Source organism: Streptomyces sp. NPDC001492 (assembly GCF_053597275.1).
The window spans coordinates 24394-46565 of record NZ_JBSFHW010000049.1; the positions used below are offsets into that span (position 1 = coordinate 24394).

15 protein-coding genes and 1 pseudogene are annotated in these 22172 nt (G+C 70.5%); 15 read left to right on the top strand and 1 reads right to left on the bottom strand.

Annotation, left to right across the window (positions count from 1 at the left end):
• Nucleotides 1-45 precede the first annotated feature (45 nt).
• The 4 genes from ACWC1K_RS41330 to ACWC1K_RS41345 all read left to right on the top strand — a co-directional run bounded on the left by ACWC1K_RS41330 (nucleotide 46) and on the right by ACWC1K_RS41345 (nucleotide 4916).
• Nucleotides 46-1551: a CYTH and CHAD domain-containing protein gene (locus tag ACWC1K_RS41330; RefSeq protein WP_450838342.1), complete on the top strand. Its 1506-nt coding sequence runs from the start codon at nucleotides 46-48 to the stop codon at nucleotides 1549-1551.
• A 110-nt stretch (nucleotides 1552-1661) separates the two neighbouring features.
• The gene (locus tag ACWC1K_RS41335) at nucleotides 1662-3608 is read left to right on the top strand and encodes a TIGR03960 family B12-binding radical SAM protein (protein WP_450838344.1); all 1947 of its coding nucleotides are present in this window, start codon (nucleotides 1662-1664) and stop codon (nucleotides 3606-3608) included.
• Nucleotides 3609-3742: 134 nt separating this feature from the next.
• Complete coding sequence (locus tag ACWC1K_RS41340) at nucleotides 3743-4099, top strand: carboxymuconolactone decarboxylase (protein WP_450698003.1); 357 nt, start codon at nucleotides 3743-3745, stop codon at nucleotides 4097-4099.
• A 43-nt stretch (nucleotides 4100-4142) separates the two neighbouring features.
• Nucleotides 4143-4916, top strand: a complete 774-nt coding sequence (locus ACWC1K_RS41345) for a glycosyltransferase family 2 protein (RefSeq protein WP_450838346.1) — start codon at nucleotides 4143-4145, stop codon at nucleotides 4914-4916.
• Here ACWC1K_RS41345 and ACWC1K_RS41350 read toward each other — a convergent pair.
• Nucleotides 4889-5584 (bottom strand): DUF899 domain-containing protein, encoded by a 696-nt coding sequence (locus ACWC1K_RS41350; protein WP_450838348.1) that lies wholly within the window; start codon nucleotides 5582-5584, stop codon nucleotides 4889-4891. The two genes, ACWC1K_RS41345 and ACWC1K_RS41350, sit on opposite strands and share 28 nt — an antisense overlap.
• 121 nt (nucleotides 5585-5705) lie before the next feature.
• Here ACWC1K_RS41350 and ACWC1K_RS41355 point away from each other — a divergent pair, with 121 nt between their 5' ends.
• The 11 genes and pseudogenes from ACWC1K_RS41355 to ACWC1K_RS41405 all read left to right on the top strand — a co-directional run bounded on the left by ACWC1K_RS41355 (nucleotide 5706) and on the right by ACWC1K_RS41405 (nucleotide 22077).
• A complete protein-coding gene (locus ACWC1K_RS41355; protein WP_450838350.1) occupies nucleotides 5706-6785 on the top strand; it encodes a hypothetical protein in 1080 nt (359 codons plus the stop codon).
• A 48-nt stretch (nucleotides 6786-6833) separates the two neighbouring features.
• Complete coding sequence (locus ACWC1K_RS41360) at nucleotides 6834-7598, top strand: TIGR03936 family radical SAM-associated protein (protein ID WP_450838352.1); 765 nt, start codon at nucleotides 6834-6836, stop codon at nucleotides 7596-7598.
• Nucleotides 7599-7861: 263 nt separating this feature from the next.
• Nucleotides 7862-11629: an Rne/Rng family ribonuclease gene (locus tag ACWC1K_RS41365; protein WP_450838354.1), complete on the top strand. Its 3768-nt coding sequence runs from the start codon at nucleotides 7862-7864 to the stop codon at nucleotides 11627-11629.
• 235 nt (nucleotides 11630-11864) lie between these two features.
• On the top strand, nucleotides 11865-12185 hold the full coding sequence (gene rplU / locus ACWC1K_RS41370) for a 50S ribosomal protein L21 (protein WP_007381993.1): 321 nt from the start codon (nucleotides 11865-11867) through the stop codon (nucleotides 12183-12185).
• Nucleotides 12186-12199: 14 nt separating this feature from the next.
• Complete coding sequence (gene rpmA / locus ACWC1K_RS41375) at nucleotides 12200-12454, top strand: 50S ribosomal protein L27 (RefSeq protein WP_020940020.1); 255 nt, start codon at nucleotides 12200-12202, stop codon at nucleotides 12452-12454.
• Between the two features lie 129 nt (nucleotides 12455-12583).
• A complete protein-coding gene (gene obgE / locus ACWC1K_RS41380; protein ID WP_450838356.1) occupies nucleotides 12584-14026 on the top strand; it encodes a GTPase ObgE in 1443 nt (480 codons plus the stop codon).
• Between the two features lie 268 nt (nucleotides 14027-14294).
• Complete coding sequence (locus tag ACWC1K_RS41385) at nucleotides 14295-15734, top strand: VCBS repeat-containing protein (RefSeq protein ID WP_450838357.1); 1440 nt, start codon at nucleotides 14295-14297, stop codon at nucleotides 15732-15734.
• Nucleotides 15735-16042: 308 nt separating this feature from the next.
• Entirely contained in the window at nucleotides 16043-17593 is a 1551-nt protein-coding gene (locus ACWC1K_RS41390; RefSeq protein ID WP_450838359.1) for an alkaline phosphatase D family protein, read from the top strand.
• Between the two features lie 85 nt (nucleotides 17594-17678).
• Nucleotides 17679-18108: pseudogene (locus ACWC1K_RS41395) on the top strand (hypothetical protein); the annotation flags it as partial.
• Nucleotides 18109-18291: 183 nt separating this feature from the next.
• Complete coding sequence (locus ACWC1K_RS41400) at nucleotides 18292-19788, top strand: D-ribitol-5-phosphate cytidylyltransferase (protein ID WP_450838361.1); 1497 nt, start codon at nucleotides 18292-18294, stop codon at nucleotides 19786-19788.
• Nucleotides 19789-19968: 180 nt separating this feature from the next.
• Nucleotides 19969-22077, top strand: coding sequence for a hypothetical protein (locus ACWC1K_RS41405; protein ID WP_450838363.1), 2109 nt, complete (start codon nucleotides 19969-19971; stop codon nucleotides 22075-22077).
• Nucleotides 22078-22172 lie beyond the last annotated feature (95 nt).

Genomic DNA, 22172 nt, shown 5'->3' on the forward strand with positions numbered 1-22172 from the left:
GGCGCCCCTCTGTCGCAGCAGTTCCGCAGGAACTAGATTCGGTTCATGGCGGACACCAAGCGGGAGATCGAGCGGAAGTACGAGTCCGACGAGAGCGGCCTGCCCGACCTGACCGGCGTCGCCGGGATCGACGCGGTGGTCGACAAGGGCGTCGCGCACCTGGACGCCACCTACTACGACACCTCCGACGAACGCCTCGCCGCGTCCGCGATCACCCTGCGCCGGCGCACCGGCGGCTCCGACGCGGGCTGGCACCTGAAGTTCCCGGTCGCCCCCGGTGTCCGCGACGAGATCCAGGCCCCGCTCTCCGACACCGTCCCGCGCAGCCTCGCCGGGCTGGTCCGCTCCCGGGTCCGCGACGCCGAGCTGCTGCCCGTGGTGCGGCTGCGCTCCGACCGTGACCTGCGCGACCTCGTCGACGCCGGGGGCCGGGTGCTCGCCGAGGTCAGCGTGGACGCCGTACACGCCGAACGGCTCACCGGCAAGGGCGGCTCGGCCCAGTGGACCGAGCTGGAGGTGGAACTCGCCGACGGCGGCGACCCCGTCCTTCTGGACAAGGTCGACAAGCGGCTGCGCAAGGCAGGCGTCCGCCCGTCCGCCTCGGCCTCCAAGCTGGCCCGGGCCCTGGCGGAGACCGCTCCGAAGAAGAAGAGCGGGAAGAAGCAGGAGGCCAAGCCGCCGGTGACGGCCGGGGACCACGTCCTCGCCTATGTCCGCGAGCAGCGCGACGCCATCGTCGAACTCGACCCGGCCGTACGGCAGGACGTGTACGACTCCGTGCACCGCATGCGGGTCGCGACCCGCCGGATGCGCAGCGCCTTCCGCTCGTACGGCAAGGTGCTGGACCGTACCGTCACCGACCCCGTGGGTGAGGAACTGAAGTGGCTGGCCGGCGAGCTCGGCGTGGACCGGGACCGGGAGGTGCTGACCGAGCGCCTCACGGCAGCCCTGGACGAGCTGCCCAGAACGCTGCTCTCCGGCCCGATCCGCACCCGGCTGCGGACCTGGATGAACGCCCGCCGCGGCGGATCGCGCCGCCGCCTGACCGGTGTCCTGGACTCCGAGCGCTATCTGAAGCTGCTGGACGGCCTGGACGCGCTGATCGCGGACCCGCCGCTGCTGGAGGCGGCCGCGGGAAAGCCGGAGAAGGTGATCGCCAAGGCCGTACGGAAGGACTTCGGAAGGCTGTCCGGCCTGGTCGAGCAGGCCATCGCCCTGGAACCCGGCCACGACCGCGACCTCGCCCTGCACGAGGCCCGCAAGGAGGCCAAGCGGACGCGGTACTCGGCGGAGGCGGCCGTACCGGCCCTCGGCAGCCCGGCGACCGAGCTTTCCAGGTCGATGAAGGCCCTGCAGAACCTGCTGGGCGACCACCAGGACAGCTTCATGACCCGCCAGACCCTGCGCGAGCTGTCCGCCGTGGCGCACGCGGCGGGGGAGAGCTCGTTCACGTACGGAGTGCTCTACGGGCGCGAGGAGGCGCGCGCCACGGCCGTGGAGGTACAGCTGCCGGGGGTCTGGCAGGAGGTCAAGGACGGGATGCAGGTCTAGCCGCCCGGGCGGGCCGAGCGGTCGGGGCGGGTGCACGGCCGCGTTAGGCTAGATGGTCACCCCTGCCAGTTCAGGTCGTCCCATCAGCCCCTCCCACGAAGGTTCGCGAGATGTCTGCCGAAGTCGCTGCGGCCGCCGAGTCTGTGTTCCCGCAGCTCGAAGCTCTGCTCCCGCATGTGCAGAAGCCGATCCAGTACGTCGGCGGAGAGCTCAACTCCACGGTCAAACCGTGGGAGTCCTGTGACGTCCGCTGGGCGCTCATGTACCCGGACGCCTACGAGGTCGGCCTGCCCAACCAGGGCGTCATGATCCTCTACGAGGTCCTGAACGAGCAGGAGGGCGTCCTCGCCGAGCGCACCTACAGCGTGTGGCCGGACCTGGAGGCGCTGATGCGGGAGCACGCCGTCCCGCAGTTCACGGTGGACAGCCACCGGCCGGTGAAGGCCTTCGACGTGTTCGGGCTGAGCTTCTCCACGGAGCTGGGCTACACCAACATGCTGGCGGCCCTCGACCTCGCCGGGATCCCCCTGGAGTCCAAGGACCGGACGCTGGACGACCCGATCGTCCTGGCCGGCGGCCACGCGGCCTTCAACCCCGAGCCGATCGCGGACTTCATCGACGCGGCGATCATCGGCGACGGCGAACAGGCCGTGCTGGACATGACGAAGATCATCCGCGACTGGAAGGCGGAGGGCCGCCCCGGTGGCCGCGAGGAGGTCCTGTTCCGTCTCGCGAAGACGGGCTCGGTCTACATCCCCGCGTTCTACGACGTCGAGTACCTCCCCGACGGCCGTATCGCCCGTGTCGTACCGAACAAGTCGGGCGTCCCGTGGCGCGTCTCCAAGCACACCGTCATGGACCTCGACGAGTGGCCCTACCCCAAGCAGCCCCTGGTCCCGCTCGCCGAGACGGTCCACGAGCGGATGTCGGTGGAGATCTTCCGCGGCTGCACCCGCGGCTGCCGCTTCTGCCAGGCCGGCATGATCACCCGCCCGGTCCGTGAGCGCTCCATCACGGGCATCGGCGAGATGGTGGAGAAGGGCCTGAAGGCGACGGGCTTCGAGGAGGTCGGCCTGCTCTCCCTGTCCTCCGCGGACCACTCGGAGATCGGCGACATCGCGAAGGGCCTGGCCGACCGCTACGAGGAAGACAAGATCGGCCTCTCGCTCCCCTCCACCCGTGTCGACGCCTTCAACGTCGACCTGGCGAACGAGCTCACGCGCAACGGCCGCCGCTCCGGCCTCACCTTCGCCCCCGAGGGCGGCTCGGAGCGCATGCGCAAGGTCATCAACAAGATGGTCTCGGAAGAGGACCTGATCCGTACGGTCTCCACGGCCTACGGCAACGGCTGGCGCCAGGTGAAGCTGTACTTCATGTGCGGCCTGCCGACGGAGACCGACGAAGATGTCCTCCAGATCGCCGACATGGCGATGAAGGTGATCGCCGAGGGCCGCAAGGTCTCCGGCCAGAACGACATCCGCTGCACGGTCTCGATCGGCGGCTTCGTCCCGAAGCCCCACACCCCCTTCCAGTGGGCCCCGCAGCTCTCGGCGGAGGAGACGGACGCCCGCCTCGAAAAGCTCCGGGACAAGATCCGCGGCGACAAGAAGTACGGCCGCTCCATCGGCTTCCGCTACCACGACGGCAAGCCCGGCATCGTCGAGGGCCTCCTCTCCCGCGGCGACCGCCGCATCGGCCCCGTCATCCGCGCCGTCTACGAGGACGGCGGCCGCTTCGACGGCTGGCGCGAGCACTTCTCCTACGACCGCTGGATGAGCTGCGCCGACAAGGTGCTGCCCGCCTTCGGCGTGGACGTCGACTGGTACACGACCCGCGAGAAGACGTACGAGGAGGTCCTGCCCTGGGACCACCTCGACTCCGGCCTCGACAAGGACTGGCTCTGGGAGGACTGGCAGGACGCCCTCGACGAGACGGAGGTCGAGGACTGCCGGTGGACGCCGTGCTTCGACTGCGGGGTGTGCCCGCAGATGGACACGCACATCCAGATCGGCCCGACGGGCAAGAAACTGCTTCCGCTGACGGTGGTCAACAAGTAACCGGCCCGGGCCGGCTCGGCGCGCGCCCCCGGCTCGGGGTGCCTACGATTGAGTCGGCCCGCCGGATCTGCAGGGGGAGCCCGCGCTTGCCGGGTGGCGGTTCGGCTCTCCTCGGCACCGGAAGGCGGTTCGTCATGGCCACTGAATCCGACACGCCCGTACTCGACACGATTGCCGCCATGACCCTCGACTCCGTCGAGCGCTGTCACATGGACCCGCGATCGATCATCCTCACCCGCATCGCCGCACTCGTGGCCATGGACGCACCGGCGATCTCCTACCTCGCGCACATCGACCCCGCGGTCAAGGCCGAATTCACGGTCGAACAGCTCCAGGACCTTCTCGTCGCCATCGCCCCCGTGGTGGGAACGGCGCGCGTCATGTCGGCCGCGGGCCACATCACCCAGGCGTTCGGCGTCGCGCTCGCGCTGGCCGACGCCGAAGCGGAGGCCATCGCCCAGGCAGAGGCGCAGAGCCGTCGCAGCTCCTGACCCCGATTGGAGGGTGACGGCCCAGTCCGTAGGGTGAGACTTCGTGAACGTCGTCTCCCTCGTCACCCCTGTACACAGCGGCGCCGTCCGTTTCCTTCCCGACGCCTACGCCTCACTGCTCGACCAGGAGCTTCCTGACGGATGGTCATGGGAGTGGTGCGTCCAGGAGGACGGCAGTGACGTGCGTGCGCGGTCGTATCTGCCGGCCGACGATCCACGGATCCGGGTTTCGGCGTCCCGTGCCGGTGGGCCCCATGTGGCGCGGACCATGGCGTTCGCGCGCTCGACCGGTGCCTATGTGAAGACACTGGACGCCGACGACCAGCTCACCCCCGGCACGCTAGCCCGGGACCTCGCCGTGCTGGAGGGGGATGCCTCGGTCGGCTGGACCACGTCGCGGGTGGTCGATCTCCTCGAGGACGGCAGCACCGTCTCGTTCGCATCGAGCGACCCGCGACCGGGCCGGCTCCCCAGGGGCAGCGAGTTCGGCTTCTGGGCCGAGCAGCATCGGCCGCAGGTCCACCCCGCCACCCTGTGCGTCAGGCGCCCCCTGCTGGCGCTGCTGGGCGGCTGGATGGCCCTGCCCGCCTCGGGCGACACCGGGCTGCTGCTCGGTCTGGACGCCTTGGCGGACGGATGGTTCATCGGCGAGACCGGACTCGCCTACCGCAAGCACGGCGGGCAGATCACCGCCCATCCCGACCATCGCGGCGGAGCGGAATGGGAGGCCCGTATGTCCCTGATCCGTGAGCATGCGGAGGCGGTCCGGGCGTGGGCCGACATCAGGGCTCAGCTGTCGCCGGAGCCCGGCCCGTAGAGCGCGGCGATGTCCTTGGACGTCGCCCACCGGCTGTAGGTGGGGGACTGGGGCCAGCCCTCGGGTGAGTCCTGCCATTCCTCCTGGCGGCCGTACGGGAGGAGGTCGATCAGCGCGAAGCTGTGACCGATCTGCTCGGTGCCGCGGCCGTTGGTGTGCCAGGTGCGGTGGACGGTGTCGCCGTCGCGGAGGAACACGTTGACCGCGAAACCGCCGTCGGGTGGTGCGCCGACGTCGGACCCGAAGGGGCTGTTGGCGGTCGAGTACCAGGTCATGCGGTTGCCGACGCGCCGCTTGTAGGCGAGCGCCTCCTCGATCGGACCCTGGGTGACGATGACGAATCGGGCGTCGTAGTTGTCCAGGAATTCGAGGCGGGTGTACTGCGAGGTGAAGCCCGTGCAGCCCGGGCACTGCCATTCCTGGCCGGCGGACCACATGTGGTGGTAGACGATCAGTTGCCTCCTGCCCTCGAAGACGTCCGCCAGCCGGACGGGGCCGTCCTCGCCCTCGAGGGTGTAGTCGGGCATCTCGACCATCGGGAGCCGGCGACGCTCGGCGGCGATGGCGTCGAGTTCCCGCGTGGCGGCCTTCTCCCGGGCCCGCAGTGTGGCGAGCCTGTGCTCCCACGTTGCGGTGTCGACGACGGGTGGCAGGGCGTGGTGGGTCATGGTTCCCCTCACAGAGCTCGCGCGTGACTTTCGCTGGTGCGGGGTAGACCGCGCGGCGCTGCGGAACTCATCGGTGTTCCGACGAGGGATCCGGACGGGCCGCCCCGGCGTCTGTGTGGGTATGGATCTGCAGAAGCCGCCCGTCGGACACCCCGCACAGCTGCCCGCGCGGCAGTCGCCCGAAGGGTGCCTGGTCGTGGCGATCCGTCTTCCGGTGCGGATCGTCGTGCTCGTGCTGGTCGTGCCGGTGCGGATGGTGTGGGACGCGCTCGTCGTCACCGGGCGGTTTCTGAACGACACCCTGTTCCGGCCCGTGGGGCGGGCGCTGCTGTGGGTGGCGCGGGCGGTGTTCGTGTGGCCCTTCGTGGGGCTGTGGCGGTACTTCCTCGTGCCTGTCGGCAGGGCACTGGGGTGGCTCGGGAGCGTGCTCGTCGTGGTGCCGCTGAAGTGGTTCCACCGGTATGTGCTGACCCCGCTCGGACAGGCCCTGGTGTGGGTGTACGCGCGCGTGCTGACGCCCGTCGGGCAGGGCGTGATGTGGGTGCTCAGGGGGATCGGGGCGGTGCTCGCCCTGCTCGGGACCGGTGTGTTCGCCGGTGTCGCGTGGCTGGTGCGGTATCTCGTCGTCGTTCCCGCGGTGTGGGTGTACGCGCGCGTGCTCGCGCCGGTCGGGCGGGCGATCGCGTGGCTCGTGGGCGTGGTCGCCACCGGGGTCGGGATCGGCCTGTACTGGGTGGGCCGGGTGCTGTTCGTACTGCCCGCGCTCGCCCTGTGGACGTGGGTGCTGGTGCCCGTCGGGCGGTTCCTCACCGTCGTCGGGCGCGAGGTGGGGCAGGCGATCGGGCATGCCTGGCGGGTGGCCGGGCGGATCTCGCTCGCCGTGGGCCGGGCTCTCGGCACCCTCTTCCGGTGGATCTTCGTGGAGCCGGTGCGCTGGGTCTACCGGACCGTGCTCACTCCGGTCGGGCAGGTCGTACGGGATGCCGTGCTGCGGCCCGCCGCCGAGGCGGCGCGCAGTGTGGGGCGGGCCACCCGGCTGGCGCTCGCCTCCGCCCGGGAGGCCGCGCGGCAGGCGCGCGCCGACGTCCGGCGGATGCTCTTCGGGGAGCCCGAGCGGAGAGAGGCTGTGGCCCGGCGGGAACCTCCGGCCCGCGAGACACGTACTCTTGGTAGCAGTACGACCGCTCTCACGAAGGACTGAACGACACTGGGCAAGCGACAGCCCGAAGGCCCGCCGCCCGCACCCGCGGTGCAGCGCATCCGACTGCGCTACACCAAGCGCGGCCGCCTCCGGTTCACCAGCCACCGTGACTTCCAGCGCGCCTTCGAGCGTGCGCTGCGCCGCGCCGAGGTGCCCATGGCGTACTCGGCGGGGTTCACGCCGCATCCGAAGGTGTCGTACGCCAATGCCGCACCCACCGGCACGGGCAGTGAGGCGGAGTATCTGGAGATCGCCCTCACCGAGGCGCGGGACCCGGAGAAGCTGAGGCTTCTGCTCGACGAGTCGCTGCCCGCCGGGCTCGACGTCGTCGACGCGGTGGAGGCCCGGACCTCCGGCCTCGCCGACCGGCTCACGGCTTCCGTGTGGGAGCTGCGGCTGGACGGCGTGGACCCGGCCGAGGCGGAGCGGGCCGCCCAGGCCTTCAACTCCGCCGAGGCCGTCGAGGTCCAGCGCATGACCAAGAACGGCGTCCGGACCTTCGACGCACGCCCCGCGGTCGTACATCTTGAAACGCATAGTGATCCGGCTGATAGGCCGACCGACCAGCCCTGTGCGATACTGCGGCTGGTTGTTCGGCACGTGACGCCTGCCGTACGACCCGACGACGTCCTGTCCGGTCTCCGCGCCGTGGCCGACCTGGCGCCGCCGGTCCCCGCAGCGGTGACCAGGCTGGCGCAGGGGCTGTTCGATGAAGAGACCGGCACGGTGACCGACCCGCTCGCGCCCGACCGCGAGGCAGCGACGGCCCTACCCACGGCCGATTCCGCTGCCGCCGCGAAGGCGTCGGCGTAAGGAAGGTCCCGCGAAGGACGGACGTCGAAGCGCCGCCCTCGTACTCGGGAGCCACCTGGGTCGGGCAGCGCACCGACACAGAAGACTTTCGCCAGGCCGTACGCAATAGGTGTACGGAACCGGCGAGACAGGACACAGAGAGCTCCCGTGCGGCGCCCGCGCCCCGGACGGCGGCACCGCGCATCGCGCGAGCCGCGGACGTCACCGGCGATCAACGCCGGACCAGGTGCGGCGCCCGGGAGCCTGACGGGAGAAATGCCCGCATGCTCGAACCGACCGAACCCACTGAGGGTTCCGAACTGAACACCCCCAGCGACACCTTGCCGCCGCGTCGTCGGCGCCGTGCCGCCTCGCGCCCGGCGGGTCCCCCCGCCGCGGCCGCCTCCGAAACCCCGGAGGAGATCGTCGCGCCGGCCATACCGGCCGACGGGGACAGCGAGAAGAAGCCCGACGAGGCCGCCGAGGTCGAGGAGACCGAAGAGGCCGTCGAGGAGCCTGCGCCCGCCGCGCGTACGCGTCGTCGTGCGACCCGCCGGGTGTCCGCGCCTGCCGGGGCGCCCGCTGCCGCCGAGGCGGCCGAGACCGTGGTGCCCGCCGCCGCTCCGGCCGAGGAGCCCGAGAGCGCGGCCGTCGCCGAGGCCCCTGCCGAGTCCGACGAGGACGCCGTTCCGCGCCGGACCCGTCGTCGTGCCACGCGCCGTGTGTCGGCGCCCGGTGAGGCGCCCGTGAACGTCGAGGCGACCGCTGCCGAGGACGCCGAGCCGCCCGCCGCGGCCGAGGCGCCCGCCGTCGAGGCCGTCGAGCCGGCCGAGGACGCCGCCCCGCGCCGCACGCGTCGTCGTGCCACGCGCCGCGTGTCCACGCCGGTCGAGGAGACCGCCGGCGTCGAAGAGGCGCCCGCTGTCGAAGAGCCCGCCGCCGCTCCGGCCGCCGAGCAGGCCGAGGAGGACGGCGCGCCGCGGCGTACGCGTCGCCGTACCGCCCGCAAGGCCGCCACCGGGTTCGCCGAGCCCGCGCAGGCCGCCGCCGTCGAGGGCACCGAGAGCGCCGAGGACGAGGGTCCGCGGCGCCCGGCCCGGCCCGCGGTCGCCGTGTTCCAGGCGCCCGTGTTCACCGAGCCGCAGTTCCAGACGCCGCAGCGGGCCGCCGCCGAAGCGGCCGCCGAGGCCGGGTCCGCCGAGCCGGAGGAGCTCCCCGAGGAGCAGGCCGGGGCGCGCCGCCGGCGCCGTCGCCGCGGTGCCGCGTTCGGTGAGGAGGCCGAGCCGCAGGCCGTCGAGACAGCCGTGGAGGACGAGGCGGAGGAGGCCGAGGAGTCCGCCGAGGACGGCGCCGAGGGCGACGAGTCCGAGGACACCGGTTCGCGCCGTCGCCGTCGCCGTGGCGGCCGTCGCCGTCGGCGTGGCGAGTCCGCGGAGTCCGCGGGTGACGACGAGTCGGAGGAGTCCGAGGAGGCGGCCGCCGTACAGGCCGCGCAGGACGCCGAGGACACCGCCGAGCAGATCGAGGACGACGAGGAGGACGAGTCCGCCGAGAGCGGCGGCTCCAGCTCCAGCAGCCGGCGTCGTCGTCGCCGCCGTCGTCGTGCCGGTGACACCTCCCTGGACACCGAGCCCGGCGAGGGCGACCCCGAGCGCACCGTCGTCAAGGTCCGCGAGCCCCGTCCCGCGCGGGAAAAGGGTGCCGAGCCGTCCGACGAGGTGCAGTCCATCAAGGGCTCCACGCGTCTCGAGGCCAAGAAGCAGCGCCGCAGGGAAGGCCGTGAGCAGGGGCGCCGGCGCGTCCCGATCATCACCGAGGCCGAGTTCCTGGCCCGCCGCGAGGCCGTCGAGCGCGTGATGGTCGTCCGGCAGAGCGGTGAGCGCACCCAGATCGGCGTCCTCGAGGACGGCGTGCTCGTCGAGCACTACGTCAACAAGGAGCAGGCCACCTCGTACGTCGGCAACGTCTACCTGGGCAAGGTCCAGAACGTGCTGCCGTCGATGGAAGCCGCCTTCATCGACATCGGCAAGGGCCGCAACGCGGTCCTGTACGCCGGTGAGGTCAACTTCGAGGCGCTCGGCATGGCCAACGGGCCGCGCCGCATCGAGTCCGCGCTCAAGTCCGGCCAGCCCGTGCTCGTCCAGGTGACGAAGGACCCGATCGGGCACAAGGGCGCCCGTCTGACCAGCCAGGTCTCCCTCCCGGGCCGCTACCTCGTGTATGTCCCCGAGGGCTCGATGACCGGCATCAGCCGCAAGCTGCCCGACACCGAGCGGGCCCGGCTGAAGACCATCCTCAAGAAGATCGTCCCCGAGGACGCGGGCGTCATCGTGCGCACCGCCGCCGAGGGCGCGAGCGAGGACGAGCTGCGCCGCGACGTCGAGCGACTGCAGGCGCAGTGGGAGGACATCCAGAAGAAGTCGAAGAACGGCAACGCGCCGACGCTGCTGTACGGCGAGCCGGACATGACCGTCCGCGTCGTCCGCGACATCTTCAACGAGGACTTCACCAAGGTCGTCGTCAGCGGCGACGACGCGTGGCAGACCATCCACGGCTATGTCTCGCACGTCGCGCCCGACCTCGCCGAACGGCTGTCGAAGTGGACCAGTGAGGTCGACGTCTTCGCCACGTACCGGATCGACGAGCAGCTCGCCAAGGCCCTGGACCGCAAGGTCTGGCTGCCCAGCGGCGGCTCGCTGGTGATCGACCGGACCGAGGCGATGGTCGTCGTCGACGTCAACACCGGCAAGTTCACCGGCCAGGGCGGCAACCTCGAGGAGACGGTCACCAGGAACAACCTGGAGGCGGCCGAGGAGATCGTGCGCCAGCTGCGGCTGCGCGACCTCGGCGGCATCATCGTCATCGACTTCATCGACATGGTGCTGGAGTCCAACCGGGACCTGGTGCTGCGGCGCCTGCTGGAGTGCCTGGGCCGCGACCGTACGAAGCACCAGGTCGCCGAGGTGACCTCGCTGGGGCTCGTGCAGATGACCCGCAAGCGGGTCGGCCAGGGCCTGCTGGAGTCCTTCTCCGAGACCTGCGTCCACTGCAACGGCCGCGGTGTCATCGTGCACATGGAGCAGCCGACCTCCGCCGGTGGCGGCGGCAAGCGCAAGAAGCGCGGTCGCGGCGGCGACGGGCAGGGGCACGAGCACGAGGCCGTGGCGGCCGTCGAGGCTCCGGAGGCCGTCGAGGAGACCGAGGACGAGGTCGCTGCCGAGGTCGCGGCACCGGTCGCGCTGTCCGAGCCGGCCTTCGCGCCGGACGAGGAGCTGTACAGCAGCGTCGCCGAGGCGGAGGCCGCGGTCGGCCGTGGCCGCTCACGGCGCCGCGCGAGCCGTCGGGCGTCCGCTCCGGCGGGTGCGCCCCGGCGTGAGGCACCGCGGTACGCGGAGGCCGAAGCGCCGACTGCTCAGGACGTGACGGCCGAGGAAGAGGCGGAGCGTCCGGTGCAGCCCGAGCCCGCCGCCGAGGCGCTCGCCGAGCCCGCGGCCGTGGAGGACGCCGTGGTTCCGGCCGAGGCCCCGGCCACGGAGGAGGCGGCACCCAAGGGGCGTACGCGCCGTCGTGCGACCCGCAAGGTGTCCGCGCCGGCCGGGTCGCCCGCGGGGGCCGAGGCCACCGTGGTGACCGTCGCCGAGACCGCGCCGGCCGCGGAGGCCGCACCGGCGGTGGAGGCGGAGGCCGTCGCGGAGCCCGAGGCCCCGGCCGAGAGCGCCGCTCCGGCCCGCCCGCGGCGCCGTGCCGTGCGCAAGGAGGCCGCGCCGACCGCGTCCGAGGAGACGGCCGTCGTGGTCGTCCCGTCGGCCGCGGATGAGCCGGCTGCCGCGGAGGAGAGCGCCGAGGAGGCGGCTCCGGCCAAGAAGACGGCCGCCCGCAAGACGGCCAAGAAGGCCACCGCCAAGAAGGCCGCCACCAAGAAGACGGCGGCTGCCAAGAAGACGGCGGCGAAGAAGGTCACGGCCAAGAAGGCGGCGAAGACCGCCAAGACGGCCGCGGCCAAGACGGCGGCGAAGAAGACCGCGGTCTCGGCCGCCGCCGACGAGAGCTGAGCAGTGCGCTGTGCGGCCGGTCCCTGTGACCGGCCGCACGTGTGTGGGGCCCGGCCCGGTTTGACCCCTCCGGCCACGGCCCCGTAACCTTGACCGTCGGCGTGTCCTTGGATATGGACGCGCCACATCCCCGTAAACCTCATTCCTCCAGGGCACTGGGTGCTCCGGAGAGGCCGCCCGTGCCGGATGGCTGGACTGCGGGGGTGCCGTTCCCGAGCGAGAGAGTGAGATCCGCGTGTACGCCATCGTGCGCAGCGGTGGTCGCCAGCACAAGGTTGCTGTCGGCGACATCGTTGAGGTTGACAAGATTTCCACTGCCAAGGTTGGCGACACGGTCGAGCTCTCGACCCTGCTCGTTGTCGACGGCGACGCTGTGACCAGCGACCCGTGGGTCCTGGCCGGCATCAAGGTCCAGGCCGAGGTCGTGGACCACCACAAGGGCGTCAAGATCGACATCCTTCGCTACAAGAACAAGACCGGTTACCGCCGTCGTCAGGGCCACCGCCAGCAGTACACGGCGATCAAGGTCACTGAGATCCCCGCGGCTGCGAAGTAAGGGACTGAGGAGAGATGGCACACAAGAAGGGCGCATCGTCCACCCGTAACGGTCGTGACTCCAACGCTCAGCGCCTCGGCGTGAAGCGCTTCGGCGGTCAGGTCGTCAACGCGGGCGAGATCCTGGTCCGCCAGCGCGGCACCCACTTCCACCCCGGCGCGGGCGTCGGCCGTGGCGGCGACGACACGCTGTTCGCGCTGCAGCCCGGTGCGGTGGAGTTCGGTACCCACCGTGGCCGCAAGGTCGTGAACATCGTTCCGGTCGCCTGAGTCGGTTCCTGACTCGGGGCTGAAGCCCGAACGCTTCGCGAGGCGGACCTCACTTCCCGTGCGGGAAGGCGGGTCCGCCTTTCGCGTGTTGACATGAGTAATACCCGTACGTAACTGGAGGCACCCACCATGACCACCTTCGTGGACCGCGTCGAGCTGCATGTCGCCGCGGGTAACGGAGGTCACGGCTGTGCCTCCGTCCACCGTGAGAAGTTCAAGCCGCTCGGCGGACCCGACGGCGGCAACGGCGGGCGCGGCGGTGACGTCATCCTCACCGTCGACCAGTCCGTGACGACTCTGCTCGAGTACCACCACTCCCCGCACCGCAAGGCCACCAACGGCAAGCCCGGTGAGGGCGGCAACCGCTCGGGCAAGGACGGCCAGGACCTCGTGCTGCCCGTGCCGGACGGCACCGTCGTCCTCGACAAGGCCGGCAATGTGCTCGCCGACCTGGTCGGACACGGCACCTCCTACGTCGCCGCGCAGGGCGGCCGCGGCGGGCTCGGCAACGCGGCGCTCGCGTCGGCGCGCCGCAAGGCGCCCGGTTTCGCGCTGCTCGGTGTCCCCGGCGATCTGCAGGACATCGTCCTGGAGCTGAAGACCGTCGCGGATGTGGCGCTGGTGGGCTACCCGAGCGCCGGCAAGTCCTCGCTGATCTCGGTGCTGTCGGCCGCCAAGCCGAAGATCGCCGACTACCCGTTCACGACCCTCGTCCCCAACCTGGGTGTCGTGACCGCCGGTTCGACCGTGTACACCATCGCGGACGTACCGGGGCTGATCCCGGGCGCCAGCCAGGGCAAGGGGCTGGGGCTGGAGTTCCTGCGGCACGTCGAGCGGTGCAGTGTGCTGGTGCATGTGCTGGACACGGCGACGCTGGAGTCCGAGCGGGACCCCGTCTCCGACCTCGATGTCATCGAGGAGGAGCTGAAGCAGTACGGCGGGCTCGACCGGCGGCCGCGGATCGTCGTACTGAACAAGATCGACGTACCGGACGGCAAGGACCTCGCCGAGATGGTGCGGCCGGATCTGGAGGCGCGTGGGTACCAGGTCTTCGAGGTGTCGGCGGTGGCCCATCTCGGGCTGAAGGAACTGTCGTTCGCGCTGGCCGACATCGTGGCGAAGGCGCGCGCCGCGAAGCCGAAGGAGGAGGCGACGCGGATCGTCATCCGGCCCAAGGCCGTCGACGACGCGGGCTTCACGGTGACGCGCGAGGAGGACGGGCTGTTCCGGGTGCGGGGCGAGAAGCCCGAGCGCTGGGTGCGGCAGACCGACTTCAGCAACGACGAGGCCGTCGGCTATCTCGCGGACCGCCTCAACCGCCTCGGTGTGGAGGAGGAGTTGATGAAGGCGGGGGCCCGGTCGGGTGACGGTGTCGCCATCGGACCCGAGGAGAACGCCGTCGTCTTCGACTGGGAGCCGTCGGTGATGGCCGGGGCGGAGATGCTGGGCCGTCGCGGTGAGGACCACCGGTTCGAGGCGCCCAGGCCCGCGGCGCAGCGGCGTCGCGATCGGCAGGCCGAGCGCGATGAAGCCCTTCAGGAGTACGGCGGCTTCGAACCGTTCGGTGAGTAGGCGCGCGGCGGGTTGGTGACGACTGGGGGCTGCCGCCCCCAGGCCCCCGCTTCGGCCTGAACGGCCTCGTCCTCAAACGCCGGACGGGCTGGACGGTTAACGCCGGGCAGAATCGCCACGGACTTCAGGGCAACCACTTCGCCCCACGGGTAGTCGTACTGGGCAACGCGGATGAGGATCTTGAGCCTCTCCGTGGTCAACCGCCCTACAGATTCCCGGAGTCGACGTGTCCGAGTCCGTTGTTGTGCCCAGAACACGGCGTGCAGTCGTGGTCGCTCTCGCGCTGCTCGCCGGGACGGCCGTCGCCTCACCGCTGGCCCATGCACAGCCCGCCGCGGTGAAGAGTGTCCGGCAGGACTTCAACGGCGACGGGTACGAGGACCTCGCCACCGGGGCGCCGGCCGCCACGGTCGGCGGCAAGAAGGCCGCCGGGTATGTGGCTGTCGTGTACGGGTCGGCGCACGGGCTGAACCTCGCGAGCAAGAAGGTCTTCACGCAGGCGACCTCCGGTGTGCCCGGCACTCCCGAGGCGGGCGATTACTTCGGTGCCCATCTCACCGCAGGCGATCTGGACGGCGACGGCTACACCGACCTGGTGGTCCCGGCGGCGGGCGAGCAGTGGACGCAGGGCGGGACGGCCCGGCACGGCAGTGTGACCGTGCTGTGGGGCGGCAAGAGCGGGCTTTCCGGCGGGACGATTCTGCCGGGCGCCCGCACCGACAGTTCCGCGCGGGTCGTCGCCGGTGACTTCGACGGGGACGGGCACGCCGACCTGGCGGGTCCCTCGTCGCTGGAGTCGGGGCCGTTCAGCCGTACCGGAGTGCCCGCCCGCAGCCAGGACAGCTCGTTCACCGATGCCGATGTGCAGGTGCTGGACGTGGCGGGCGGGGACGTGGACGGGGACGGCATCAGCGACGTGGTCGTGCTGACCGGGCCGTTCGACTTCGACGACCCGGGCGACCAGAACGTCGGGCACACCCTCTTCTACCTGCACGGCACCAGGAACGGACTCGCCTCGCCGGTGCGTCTGAAGGACGGTGAGGGGCGGGAGATCGAGGGCGGTGAGAGCATCGCGCTCGGTGACGTCAACGGCGACGGGCGGGACGATCTCGTCTTCGGGCGGCCCCGGCTCGCGTACTCCGGCGAGGGCACGCCCGACCTGAGCGAGTACGGCGAGCGGATCGGTGTTGTGCTCGGTACGGCACAGGGGCCGCAGACCGCCGACCCGCGCACGATCGACCAGGACACGCCGGGCGTGCCGGGTGCGACGGAGTTCGGTGATCTCTTCGGTACGGACGTCGCGGTCGGTGACGTGAACGGCGACGGTTACGCCGACATCGCGGTCGGCATTCCCGGTGAGGACTTCTCCGGGATACAGGACGCCGGGACGGTCGCCGTCGTGCCCGGCGGCGCCTCCGGGCCGACCGGCGCCGGTACGAAGGTGTTCAGCCAGAACACGACGGGCGTCCCGGGCACCGCCGAACGCGCCGACCGCTTCGGCGAGGCGGTCACCCTCCTCGACGGCGATGACGACGGCCGTGCGGATCTGGTCGTCGGCGCGCCCGGTGAGAACTCGAATGCCGGTTCGGTATGGGGCTTCCGTTCCACTGCATCCGGGGTCACCGCCACGGGCTCCGTGTCCTTCGGTGCCACAGCCCTCGGTACGGATCCCGAACTCGCCCGACTCGGGAGCGAGTTCACCCGCTGAGTTCGCGCGGCGAGCTCTCCGTGGGTTCACCGGGCGAAAACGCGTTCGACGGCCGTCGTCCTGGTCGCGGCCGAGGTCCAACTCGGCTTGAACTTCGCTCACTGAACAACCCTCCGCCCGGTGTCAATTGAGGGCATGTAAGGCCCGTTGCGGCAAAATCACGTTCGTCGTGTTGCTCCCGTGTCGCAACGGGTCTTCTGTTGTCTGCCCATTTGTCATGCACGCGAAGGCCTCCGTTCAGCGGGTGGACCGCCCGGCTGCGTGAGCTTTCACGTGTCCAAGAGGCTTGCGAGACAGGGGAGTTCGCGATGACCGGAGCAATCTCGCCCGACCGACGCCGCTTTCTGACCGCCGGTGCCGCCGTCCTCGGCGCCGCCGCGTCCGCCCAGCTCTGGCTGCCGGGGACGGCCCGTGCGACCGAAGCCACCCTGCCCGACGGCGTGTTCAGCCTCGGCATCGCCTCCGGCGACCCGCTGCACGACGGCATCGTGCTGTGGACCCGGCTCGCACCCGACCCCCTGAACGGCGGCGGCATGCCCGACACCGCGGTCCCGGTGGAGTGGGAGCTCGCGGAGGACGACCGGTTCAGAAAGCCCGTCCGCCGGGGCGTCGCCCAGGCCCGGCCCGAGTACGGGCACAGCGTTCACGTGGACGTACGAGGCCTGCGCCCGGACCGCTCGTACTGGTACCGCTTCCGCGCCGACGGCCAGATCTCGCCCGTCGGCCGCACCCGTACCGCCCCGCACCCGCACAGCAGGGGCGGCTCGCTGCGCATCGCTCTCGCCTCCTGCCAGAACTGGCAGCACGGCTATTTCACCCCGTACGCCGACATGCTCGACCAGGACCCCGACCTCGTCCTGTTCGTCGGCGACTACATCTACGAGTCCACCCCGTCGGCCACGGCCGTGCGCAGGCACGAGGGCACGGGAGAGCCGTACACCCTGGAGCAGTACCGCAACCGGTACGCGCAGTACAAGACCGACCCCGACCTCGCCGCGGTGCACGCGAACACGCCCTGGGTGGTCACCTTCGACGACCACGAGGTCGACAACGACTGGGCCGGGGAGATCCCGCAGGATCCCGACAAGCAGCCGCACGACGCGTTCGTGGCCCGGCTGACGGCGGCCTTCCAGGCGTACTACGAGCACATGCCGGTCCGTGCCTCCGCGATCCCGGACGGCCCGCACATCCAGATGTACCGGCGGCTGGAGTTCGGCCGCCTCGCCCGCCTGAACGTCCTGGACACCCGGCAGTTCCGCAGCGACCAGGTGACCAGCCAGGCGGCCGCGGAGAACCCGTCGCTCACCATGCTCGGCGCCGAGCAGAAGGAGTGGCTCCTGGACGGGCTGCAGGACTCGCCGGCCCGCTGGAACCTGATCGCCTCGCAGATAATGATGGCCGAGACCGACCTCCAGATCGGCGAGGGCAAGCTCTGGTACTACGACGCCTGGGACGGCTACCAGGTCGAACGCAACGCCCTCCTGGAGGAGTTCGCCGACATCCGCAACCCGGTGGTGCTCAGCGGCGACCGCCACCTCACGATGATCAGCGACCTCAAGACCGACTACGACGACCCGGACTCCGAGGTCGTCGGCGCCGAGTTCGTCGGTACGTCCATCTCCAGCAACGGGGACCAGGACCAGGCCGCCTTCCACGCCGAGTGGGACCCGCGGATGCCGGACAACCCGCACTGGAAGCTGATCGACGCCCACCGCGGCTACCACCTCCTCGACATCGACCGCGACGGCATCGACGCCCAGGTGAGGGTGGTGGACACGGTCCGGCAGCCGACCGCCACGGCGAGCACGCTGGCGCGGCTGCGGGTGGAATCGGGCGAACCCGGCGTGCGGGTGGTCTGAGCGGAGGGCGGACACCGTGGGACTCACCGGAGTCCCACGGTGCTCCTGGGTAATCCCGGGCAGGACTCTTACCGTCCGTTGCGCTCCGGACACGGCGAATCGATCCCTTACCCTCACCGAGACCGAAATGCTGCGGAATCTTAATAGGGAATTCCGGGGCAATGGACTGCCCGACGAGCTGTATTCCGGTCCCGTTCGTAACGGCGCGGGTCATGCATATGAAGAACGCGTGCAGCCCGGCGCCGCAGGACGTGAAGATCCCGACACCGCGGTGAGCCGTCGAGGCCGCCGCGGGGATCGGCGTCGAGATGATTGACCGCATCGCCCATACGGGCGTACGGGTCCTCGGCGATCCGGCGCTGCCGACCCCCGGGAGCGATGTGCGGCCCGCGGGAACCCTGACCGGCGGGCTTCGGCACGGTGGAGCCAGGGCGCGCACGGTTCACCGGACGTCTTCGGTGGAACTCGTGAAGGTGCTCGGCCACCGCTGTCCGAAGAAGCCGCGGCGGCCCTGAACCCCTGTGCAGTTACTCACAGCAATTCCGAGACAGCTGACGGAGGTGGCCCCACCGTCACCAGCGGTGCCAGGTGAATGACAGGTGGCGCGCACATATGCAGCGAACGGCGCTCACCTTGCACAGCGGTAACCGCAAGTGGGACCATTTCCGCGTTCCCTGTCGCCCCAAGGTAGGTCCTCTGTGTCCCAGCACATAGCCAAGCCCCGTACCACCGCAGTGATCCTGGCCGGCGGTACCGGCCAGCGTGTGGGTCTTTCGATCCCCAAGCAGCTGCTGAAGATCGCCGGCAAGGCAGTCATCGAGCACACCCTGACCACCTTCGAGAAGGCCGACTCGATCGATGACGTCATCGTGCTGATGGCGCCGGGATACGTCCCCGACATCGAGAAGATCGTCGCCAAGGCCGGGTTCAAGAAGGTCAAGAAGATCATCGAGGGCGGCTCGACCCGGAACGAGACCACCGAGCGCGCCATCCAGGCCCTCGGCGAGGGCCTGGCCGACGGCGAGGACCTCAACGTCCTCTTCCACGACGCCGTACGCCCCCTGCTGGCACAGCGCGTGATCGACGACTGCGTGGCCGCCCTGGAGCGCTACCAGGCCGTCGACGTCGCCATCCCGTCCGCGGACACCATCATCGTGACGCGCACGCACGGCGAGGACGGGGAGTTCATCACCGAGATCCCCGACCGCTCCCGGCTGCGCCGCGGCCAGACCCCGCAGGCCTTCAAGCTGTCGACCATCAAGCGGGCCTACGAGGTCGCGGCCGGTGACCCGAACTTCCAGGCCACGGACGACTGCTCCGTCGTGCTGAAGTACCTGCCGGACGTGCCGATCCACGTCGTCGCGGGCGACGAGTACAACATGAAGGTCACCCAGCCGGTCGACGTCTTCATCGCGGACAAGCTGTTCCAGCTGGCCTCGACCGCCGCGCCCGAGCAGGTGAGCGAGGAGGCCTACCGCGAGCTGCTGACCGGCAAGACGGTCGTGATCTTCGGCGGCTCGTACGGCATCGGCAAGGACATCGCCGAGCTGGCCGAGTCCTACGGCTCCAAGGTGTACGCGCTGGGCCGCTCCACCACCGGCACGCACGTGGAGAACCCGGAGGAGGTCGACGACGCGCTGTCGAAGGCCTACGCGGAGACCGGCCGGATCGACTACGTCGTCAACACCGCGGGCGTGCTGCGCATCGGCAAGCTGGCCGAGACCGACAACGCGACCATCGAGGAAGCGCTGAAGGTCAACTACCTGGCCCCGGTGCAGATCGCTCGTTCCGCGTACAAGTACCTGGCGGAGACCAAGGGCCAGCTGCTGCTGTACACCTCCAGCAGCTACACCCGCGGCCGTGCCGAGTACAGCCTCTACTCCTCGACGAAGGCCGCCATGGTGAACCTCACCCAGGCCCTGTCCGACGAGTGGGCCGGCGACGGTATCCGCGTCAACTGCGTCAACCCGGAGCGCACCGCGACGCCCATGCGCACCAAGGCCTTCGGCCAGGAGCCCGAGGGTTCGCTGCTCTCCTCGGAGGCCGTGGCCCGCACCTCGCTGGACGTGCTGCTGTCCGAGCTGACCGGCCATGTCATCGACGTCCGCCAGCAGGACCCGACGGCGGGCGCGGCCAAGGCCTCCGGCTTCGAGCAGGCGCTGGCCTCGGTGCTGGACCGACAGGACGGCATGTAATAATCGACGGGAATTAGTCTTCCGTTATTCAGGCCTCTGCTTTCCGGTGTCAATGCAGTGCATTGACCGGGTGTTCGCAGGGGCCTGAATCCGTACACCCGACGAATTCCCACCGAATTGCCACAAACCCTGCGCACTTCAGAACAAAACCGGCACTCCCCCTCCCAGAGCAGGTTCTCCGTGATATCCACCGCTATTCGCGTCGCCCGGGTGGGCAGCGCGGCCGAGCTGGCCGCGGCGGTCCTCATGATGCTGGGCTTCCCGGCGATCATGGTGGCCGCGCTCGTCCCGAGCATCTACGCCTTCGCGGCAGCGGCCGCCGTGACGTACCTGGCGGACCACTATCTGCACCGCAAGGGCAGCTACCTCGTCAACCGGCTCAGCAAGGTCCGCGCCGGCCTCTCGATCCGCTTCCTGATCCGAGAGCTGCTGCTGATCCTGCTGCTGGCCCGGCTGTCCCTCGCGGACAACCTGATCTACTACGGCGCGGTCGCCTGCTTCATCGCCTTCTACGGCCTCCAGGCCCCGCACGGCGCCCTCGTCACCCTGATCCGCAACCGCCGCCGGATGCCGGTCGCCACCCGCAACGTCGATCTGGCCTCGCGCATCCGCATCCCGGACGCGCCGCCGCGTGTGCTGCTGGACCGCTCGGCCGAGAAGATGCTCCACCTCGACCTCGCGGCCGTCGCGGGCATTCTGGTCGCCGCGGCCATGGAGTCGTCCGTGCCGGGCTTCATCGGCATCGGGATCACCATCTTCCTGGGCTGCCTGTACGTCCTCGCGCTGGTGCCGTACGTCCGCGGCAGCAAGGTCCCGCCGAACGCCGAGAAGGTCCTGGCGGCCGTCGACGACTGGCTGCGGGAGTACAAGCCGGAGACGGTCCTGTACTTCTCGGGCTCCAAGGACTCCGCGTACCAGGTCAACATGTGGCTGGAGACGATGGAGCAGCTCGACTCCAAGCCGCTGGTCATCCTGCGCGAGCGGGTCATCCTGGCCAACCTGGCGCCCACCACGGCCCCCGTCATCTGCGTGCCCGGCGGTGTGCACCTGATGAACATGGACCTCAGCACCGTGCGGGTGGCGCTGTACGCGGCGAACGTCGGCAAGAACATCCATCTGCTGCGCGTCCCCACCATGAAGCACGTCTTCATCGGCCACGGCGACAGCGACAAGCTGGCCAGCGTGAACCCGTTCAGCAAGGTGTACGACGAGGTGTGGACCGCGGGCCGCGCGGGCCGCGACCGCTACGCCATAGCCGATGTCGGCGTCCGCGACGAGGACATCGTGGAGGTCGGCCGCCCGCAGCTGGCGCCGATCAAGACCTGGCAGGGCGGCCTCGAGGGTGCCCGCGACTCAGCTGCCGACGGACGCTGCCCCACGGTGCTGTACGCACCGACCTGGGAGGGATGGGACGGCGACCCGGGCAACACCTCGCTCGTGCTGGCCGGCGAGAACATCGTGAAGAAGCTGGTGAAGGCCGACCCGCCGGTCCGCGTCCTCTACAAGGCGCACCCGTTCACCGGCACCGTCAGCAAGGAGGCCGGCGCGGCGCACCGGCGTATCGTCGCGCTGGTCGAGAAGGCCGCCGCCGCGCGCGCCGCCGACTCCCGCTTCACCGCCGACACGGCCGAGCAGACGAAGGCCAAGGCCGAACTGGCCCGGATCGAGGCCCGCCTCGCCGAGCTGGCCGGCGCCGCGAACGACCGGGGCGACGAGGCCGAAGCCTCGCGCGACGGCGTGGTCGACCTCGGCAAGCACGAGGAGATCGCCCGGCTGCGGGGCGAGTGGAACGACGCGTACTGGCGCTCCTTCCCCGTCTGGGAGCACCGCGTCATCACGGGCGCCGAGCCGCGCCTGTACGACTGCTTCAACGTCTCCGACGCGATGGTCTCCGACATCTCCAGCGTGGTCTCCGACTTCATCGCGAGCGGCAAGCCGTACGCGGTCACGGACTCCGCCGGACTGGGTGCCGAGGAGTTCAAGCGGCAGAACACCGCCGTGCGCGCCGCGGTGATCCTCTCCAACAGCGCCAAGGAACTGGGCGCACTGCTGGACGCGGTCCGCGACCCGGCCGCCGATACGCTGGCGGAGGACCGCAAGGAGCTGAAGCAGTACCTGCTCGGCCCGGACGACCCGACCTCCATCGAGCAGTTCAACACCGCGGTGGCGAACCTGACGCTCAAGGCCGACACCCGCAACCTCGGCCAGGAGTCCCGGGCCGCCGCGGCCGGCACCCCCGGCGCGGACGAACTGTCGGACGCACTGTCGGCGCAGCCGCCCACCGCGTGAAAAGGCCGCCGCCCGTGGTGTGAAACGGGTGAGAAGGGCCCGGTTTTCGAGGAGTGATCCTCGAAAACCGGGCCCTTCTTCGTATGTTCATGTGT